The organism is Brucella pecoris, from assembly GCF_006376675.1.
GTDB classification, from domain to species: Bacteria; Pseudomonadota; Alphaproteobacteria; order Rhizobiales; family Rhizobiaceae; genus Brucella; species Brucella pecoris.
Genome location: NZ_VEWK01000035.1, coordinates 1 through 6300, shown reverse-complemented (window position 1 = coordinate 6300; position 6300 = coordinate 1). Strand labels below are relative to the sequence as shown.

The following is a 6300-nucleotide window of genomic DNA, read 5'->3' as shown; positions in this document are numbered from 1 at the left end:
GATGGTGGCGGCATAATCGCGGCGGAAATCCACTTAACGAAACGCCCGAAACTGTTCAGACAAACCGAACCACCTCTTTTCGTTGAAGACGCGACGAATACGCCGGAGAAAATCCTGACCGGCTTTTGTCAGTTTCACACCTTTGTTAGAACGAAAGAACAGAGCGACGCCGACTTCTTCTTCCAGATCACGCAGCCGGTGGCTGAGTGTTGCGTGCAAAACGCCCAGTGCATCCGCTGCACGTCTCATGCCACCATGATCGGCAACCGCCAAGAAATACCGTAAATGCCGCAACTCGATTTCTGCCATTCCCTATCTCCTTCAAACGACAGCGATGATATGAATGCGTGGACTGAGTGATGCGATCCATTCTAACGTTTGCTGAATAATGAACCGTCACGGTCAACTGCACCAATTTCCACATTTGCGGTCATGCCAGCTACGAGCACAATCTCAGGCGGGACATTGTCAATGTGGATGCGAACAGGGATGCGCTGAGCAAGGCGTACCCAGGAAAAGGTCGCCTCGATCTGGGGAAGTCCATGATGACCTGGAGCACCATTGACCTCTTCAATACCACGACTAATACTTTCGACATGGCCTGTCACAGGCTGATCGAACCCCATGAGTTTCATACTCGCCGGGCTGCCGACATGGATTTTTCCAAGCTTGGTTTCCTCGAAATAGCCAGTTATCCAGAACGTCGCTGAATCAAGAATGGCAATCTTGGTTTCGCCAGCATTTGCATAGTCGCCAGCGCGTAAACGCAGGTTCGTTACATATCCATCAACAGGAGAGCGGATCGTCGAACGGATGAGATTAAGTTTCGCAAGATCTAGCGCCGCTTTGGCCCCTTGATAAACTGCAACTGCCTGTGCCGCCTCACCCGCTGTTTGCTGGATGACCTCTTGTGATGCGATGTTGGCAAGTTGGCTACGTCTTTTGGCAGCCGCCTGTCTTACAAGCATTTCCTGACGTTTGGCCTCAGCATCCGCTTCGGCATTTATTACTGCGAGCCGAAAACGCTCAGGGTCAATTGAATATAGGATATCGCCGCGATGCACATATTGATTGTCATGCACAGATACGGAGCTGATCGTACCCGAGACCTCAGGCGCGATTTGCACGACGTCCACACTGACGCGACCGTCCCTCGTCCAAGGTGTGCTTTCATATCGTTTCCATAGATGGAATGCGACAAAAGCAGCAAGGGCAACGACACAAAGCGTCAAAGCATAACGGCTTAACAACGATAATAGGGACTTCATGAGAAAGCACCGGAAGAGGTTAAGGACTGTAAGAACAGAGCATAGATGATGATGAAAACTGCAATTTCGATTAGCGGGCGATAGGCAAGCGCACGGAATATACCGGCGACGGCCAACAGCCGAACAACAGCAATGGTGACGACAATTGCCGCAACCGCCAGCACTAGAAGGCCGGGAAGCAAAACCCCGCCAATATTGAAATCGGGGATCATAATCTGGCTGCCTTTGTGGTGCATCCAATCCCGAGAGCGAAACGAAGATCGATTAGGAGGTCGAGCAGCAGGGACTGATTTTCATCTGGGCACTCATCGGCATTCGTAGCCATGAGCATCCCAATGCGGTGCTTCAGATCATTTTCTTCGGCCATGTCGGAACGATGCCCGCTATCGAAATATCTGGCGATCGCCGACAAAAGATCGTTTATTTCTGCGCCCCTATCATCGTGGAACTGTTTCCGCGCCCGACCGATCTGCTCCACGGCATAGCCGATACGAAGATGGTGGAGCGTATCGTCAAGCACCTGCGTATAGGAATTTTGTGACGCGCGAAATCTCGGCAGCAGCAATGCAGTTCGGTCGATCATCAGGCTGGTCCAGTTCAATGGATTAGTTCCCTTGGTTTGGTGTCCCCTGCCGAGAGCCCTGCGCCGAACATCCCGTCGACTTATCTGAAGCAGGCGCTTTATCGAGGTGTCGACCGGCACGGTTTGAAACAGGGTCATGCTCACCACCCCAAACCCGGTGGCAGCAAAGAGTGCAACGACCACATTGAGCGATTGTGCAAAATCAGAGCTATAGGCAGGATTGAGGCCCGCCAGTATCGGGATCGTCAGCGTGATGCCTAATGCCATGAAGGTCGTGGGTGGACGCGCTTGCAACGAGCCAGCAAGCAGAAACGCTGGTGCGAGCACCGCAACCAAGGTGTTAAAATCCGTAACCCTAGGCAATACACCGAAACTATAGACGAGGCTGATTGCAACCCCATAGACGAGACCGCCCATATATTTGATGACGAAGGGTGCGGGTGCATCAAAATTTCCGAACAATGTGCAGCAAACGCCAAGAATGGAAACCGCCATTCCGCCTTCCGGCCAAGCGGACCATATCCAGAAAGCACAGCCGATTAGGATACCGGTGATCGCGCCAAGGGCTGCCCTTCCCGCCATCCACCGGTCTCGGTGGTAAACATATCCTGTCACGGGTCTTGGCCAATGCATTGCAGAAAGAGAACGGACGGCCATCAGATTGTGTTCAAGCGCATTGCAGTCCGAAAGGAGCCCGACCAGTTCCGCAAGATGACCTGAGAGATTGGCAGCGATCCGGCTATCGAGGGATATGGCTTCTTCTCTAGTGCGATGCTTGAACGACAGAGCCCTGTCGATGAAGCCTGCCGCCGGATCATCTTGTTTGCGCGTATCGGAAGTTTGTATCCATGCCGCAATTTCATGCAACAAGACAGCCAAATCATGAGGTAAATTTACATCTTCGCTGTTTAGATAATGAAGCCGGTCTGAAATATCAGCCGAAAGCGGCAGCAAGCGCGCAAGACGATCATGCAATAGTTGCAATTTCTTTCGCTGCGGCATGATTGATGCGGGATCGTAAGGCAGATGCGCGACCAGCCCTTGCAGCACAAGAAGATCGACAGCGAGCAGTTTGCTTTCACGCAGAATTTCAATTCCCGACACGCCACCGATGGCTTGCGCCGCCAGTTGCCGGGCATCATGCAATGTCGCGTTGAGCTTGCCAGTAAACTGGCCACTCATGTGTCTGGGCAAGATGAAACGATGCATAAGAACAGCACAGAGGATGCCGACGGAGATTTCCTGCACTCTCATTGAGGCCGTATCAAATATCGTGCCCGGATCGAGCACGCTGGGAAAACTGATGAGACTTGCCGTATATCCAGCGAGGACGAATGCGTAGGAACGCGGTGTGCGATCAAGAAGTGAGAAATAAAGACACAATCCGATCCAGCAGGCCAGAACAATGCTGCACATGATCGGGTCATTAACGAAATTAGGAACGATCAGGACGGTCGCCATTGCTCCCATAATCGTCCCGAACAGGCGATAAACGCCACGGCTGAGCGATGCGCCGGCGGATGGTTGCGAAACGATATAAACGGTGACAATGGCCCATGATGGCTTTGAAAGCCCGATACGCAGCGAAATATAGTAGGCAAGCATCGCTGCGATAAAGCTTTTAATCGAAAAAAAGAGCGCAGTCGCGTCAGCCTTCATAGAAGGCGAGCGAAGGAACGCCAGTACCACCTGTCGCATGGTGCTGCCGACCGTTAATATCCTATTGAAAGAATGAGGAACTGCATTCATGCAAGCAATATCGCTGCATTGCAAAAACAATTAAATTCGTTATCTTGACAAAAAATATCTAAATTTGGCCAATGATGGATATCGTGCAACCAGCCATTTTCTCTTATGATCCTGATCTGAACGATCTTCCAGCTGTCGCACGTGAACTCGACTTCGCCGATTATCAGGCGGAAGTACCGATTCATACGCACCGCAAAGGACAACTGATAATCGCGCTGCATGGTGCCGTTACCTGCACTACGAACAATGAAATGTGGATCGTTCCGTCCAATTGCGGGGTCTGGATTCCGGGCCGGGTGCCCCATAGCGCAAAGGCTACCGCCAATGCCCGACTCAATTATCTTTTTGTGGAACCCGGTGCGGCAGATTTGCCAAAGGAATGCTGTACCCTGTCGATTTCAGCAATGATACGGGAAATGGTACATCGGTTGGCGCGAGAAAAAGCGGATTATGTTGCAAACAGCCATGCATCCCGCATCGCCCGTGTGGTGCTCGATGAGTTAGCGGAAATGCCGCGAGAACATTTTAATTTGCCAATTTCAAATCACGCCAAAATCAAAACAATAGCCACAGGCCTAACGATTAATCCTGCCGACCGCACAACGCTTCGTGAATGGGCTAAACGCGTGGCCATGAGTGAACGATCACTGGCGCGCCTTGTGCTCAATGAAACTGGGTTGACGTTCGGACGTTGGCGACAGCAATTGCACCTCGTGGTAGCTCTGAGAGAATTGGCCAGCGGCACCAGCGTGCAGAATGTCGCGACCGAACTCGGATATGAGTCGGTAAATGCTTTCATTACTATGTTCAAGAAAGCTCTTGGCAGCACGCCGGCACAATATTTTGTGCAGCAAAGATTAACAAATCGATGACGCCATAGGATAAACAAACGGTAGTGGTTATGCATGATGCTAGCCTTGAGAGGCAGTGAAACATCAAAAGGCTAGTTGCACACGGACTTATCATCTTGGCTGTTGGAAAAAACATGGTGCGAAGGCCCTGTTACAGACAAGTTACGACTCTCCCCAATCCAAATCGCAGAAGAGTTCAGGTAACGAGTGCAAGTTGAAGCAAATTCCGTTAACTCGAAGATTTTGCTGAGAAAGGTACGCTATCGCCTCATCCATAGATGCATACCTGTGAACATCTACATTGTCGATATCCACTTGATTTAAAAGCCCGTCATCGACAATATGTCTTGGTGCCACTAGGATAATTCCTAGTAATACTTTTGATAATCGCAACCTGTTTTCGTAAATCCAGTTTATTCTCTCTTCGGATACACATTTTGGCTCAATAAGTGCAGCATTATTCATTATTCGAAGAATTGCGTAAAACTTCTGATTGCTATTTAACCAATTATTCCAGTTTTTTTTATGATCAGCATATCCGGGTATTAAGGTTTTCCCAGAGCAGATAGTCAAATGAACAGGACCCTTAATGAAGCTGTGAAACACGTCCAACTCCTCGTTCCGTGTCTATGCTGATAAAAAAATTTAAGTGAAAATATGCTCAAAAAGTTTCTGAGCGATATTTCATGTGGTTTTAATGTATGTGAAAAAATTATAGGAGACTATTGCACTATTCGGACATCGTATAATCAAAATCAGTCATTTTCCATGATCTGTCTCTCTCACGGCATCCAGTGCAACTATCCTTCTAAACTGCATTTTCTGTTTAATATCATTGTATTGCACCAATTATACAGCAGCATCACAAATATCTCCTCGGCACTCGTTCTTCGAACAAGCCCCTGTGTGCCCCAGCCACGGAACTTAAGCTATCACATTGCGTTAAAAGACGGGTGAAGATGCCCGCTTTGAACCGGAACACTGGCCAATTCTCACATTTTTCCGCGAACTTAGCGGCCTTCGGGGCTTCAAATATCGATCCGACAATTCATGAGAGGAGAAGTACCATGGCAAAGGAAAAGACCCTTGAAGACCTGTTCCACGACACTCTCAAGGACATCTATTACGCTGAGCGCAAAATTCTGAAGGCTTTGCCGAAGATGAAACGTGCGGCGCAGTCGGAAGATCTGGCGGCTGCTTTCGAGAAGCATCGTGAAGAGACGGAAGGCCATGTCGAACGACTTGTTCAGGTATTCGAGATCATGGGCAAGGCAGCGAGAGGCAAAACCTGCGACGCGATCGAAGGGATCATCGCCGAAGGCGAGGAGATCATGGAGGAGTTCAAGGATACAGCGGCGCTCGACGCCGGCCTGATCTCGTCCGCGCAGGCGGTCGAGCACTACGAAATCACCCGATATGGAACTTTGAAGCGGTGGGCAAAAGAACTTGGAATGAGCGATGCGGCGAAGCTTCTCGATCAGACGCTTCAGGAAGAGTCCAAAACGGACAGCGATCTGACGAAACTTGCGGATGCTTCAGCCAACCAACGCGCCAAGGCTGCGTGATCATGAAGCAAGGGTGCCACTCGGCACCCTTGCCAATTTGTATAGAGATCACATAACGGACGGGAGCCAGCTATGTCAGCCACCGACAAAGCCGCAAATGTGCAAAAATCACTCAAGATTCATGACCAAAAGCTCGAAGCCGGCCCAGGCGGAGATCTTCATCAACTCGCCGAGGACAAGACGCCGGTCATGACCACTGCCCAAGGCGGGCCGGTTTCGGATGACCTCAATACGCTCAAGGTCGGCGCGCGCGGTCCGACGCTGATTGAGGATTTTCATTTCCG

6 protein-coding genes and 1 pseudogene are annotated in these 6300 nt (G+C 50.3%); 3 read left to right on the top strand and 4 right to left on the bottom strand.

Annotated features, from left to right (window positions below; all coding sequences use genetic code 11):
• Positions 1–33: 33 nt before the first annotated feature.
• The 4 genes from FIB18_RS25495 to FIB18_RS24305 all read right to left on the bottom strand — a co-directional run bounded on the left by FIB18_RS25495 (position 34) and on the right by FIB18_RS24305 (position 3549).
• Positions 34–249 (bottom strand): LysR family transcriptional regulator, encoded by a 216-nt coding sequence (locus FIB18_RS25495; protein WP_407921875.1) that lies wholly within the window; start codon positions 247–249, stop codon positions 34–36.
• A 122-nt stretch (positions 250–371) separates the two neighbouring features.
• Positions 372–1268 (bottom strand): efflux RND transporter periplasmic adaptor subunit, encoded by an 897-nt coding sequence (locus tag FIB18_RS24315; protein WP_140023461.1) that lies wholly within the window; start codon positions 1266–1268, stop codon positions 372–374.
• Positions 1265–1480, bottom strand: coding sequence for a DUF1656 domain-containing protein (locus FIB18_RS24310; RefSeq protein WP_140023459.1), 216 nt, complete (start codon positions 1478–1480; stop codon positions 1265–1267). Before FIB18_RS24310 ends, FIB18_RS24315 begins: the two co-directional genes overlap by 4 nt.
• The gene (locus tag FIB18_RS24305; RefSeq protein WP_206667411.1) at positions 1477–3549 is read right to left on the bottom strand and encodes an FUSC family protein; all 2073 of its coding nucleotides are present in this window, start codon (positions 3547–3549) and stop codon (positions 1477–1479) included. The genes FIB18_RS24310 and FIB18_RS24305 overlap by 4 nt, the downstream gene beginning before the upstream one ends.
• Before the next feature lie 122 nt (positions 3550–3671).
• Between FIB18_RS24305 and FIB18_RS24300 the strand changes: the two genes are divergently transcribed.
• The 3 genes and pseudogenes from FIB18_RS24300 to FIB18_RS24290 all read left to right on the top strand — a co-directional run.
• A complete protein-coding gene (locus FIB18_RS24300; RefSeq protein ID WP_206667410.1) occupies positions 3672–4472 on the top strand; it encodes an AraC family transcriptional regulator in 801 nt (266 codons plus the stop codon).
• Between the two features lie 1046 nt (positions 4473–5518).
• Positions 5519–6016 (top strand): YciE/YciF ferroxidase family protein, encoded by a 498-nt coding sequence (locus FIB18_RS24295; protein WP_140023456.1) that lies wholly within the window; start codon positions 5519–5521, stop codon positions 6014–6016.
• 72 nt (positions 6017–6088) lie between these two features.
• Positions 6089–6300, top strand: a pseudogene (locus FIB18_RS24290) (catalase HPII); the annotation flags it as partial.